At 65.7% G+C, this 575-nt stretch carries 1 pseudogene; it reads left to right on the forward strand.

Annotated features, from left to right (window positions below):
- Window positions 1–575 (forward strand): annotated as a pseudogene (locus tag D458_RS34705) (hypothetical protein); the annotation flags it as partial.

Genomic DNA, 575 nt, shown 5'->3' on the forward strand with positions numbered 1-575 from the left:
AGATCACCGACCCGATCGGGCAGAGCGCCACCACCCAGGAATGGGAGGACGGCCGACTGATCGGAATGGTCGACCGGGCCGGTCAAGAGTTGGGGTTCGACTACACCGACGGCGGCCAGCTCGCCTCGATCACTGATGCCACCGGTTCCACCTGGTCCATCGCCTACAACGACGACGGCCAGGTCTCCTCGCTCACGGTCCCGGACGGCAGCGACGGCGGGGCGAGCACGTCTTATGCCTACGACGACGACTTCGCCAACACCGAGACCGTGGTGAGTGACCCGAACGGGGGTGAGTCCACCCTGGCCTTCGACTCCCAGGGCCGACAGACCTCCGCCACCGACCAGGTCGGTAACACCCGTTCGCAGACCTGGACGGCTAACTCGGACGTGGCCACCACGACTGACGCCCTGGAAGCCTCGGTCACCTACGACTTTGATGAGTTCAACAACCTCATCGGCACCGAACTGCCCACCGGAGCGGCCACCGCGGTGGGGTTCGCCGACACCGCCAATCCGGCCAAACCCACCAGCGTCACCACCCCTGACGGGGACACTCTGGAGATGTCCTACGAC

The sequence above is a fragment of the Nocardiopsis ganjiahuensis DSM 45031 genome (assembly GCF_000341085.1).
Classification (GTDB): Bacteria; Actinomycetota; Actinomycetes; order Streptosporangiales; family Streptosporangiaceae; genus Nocardiopsis; species Nocardiopsis ganjiahuensis.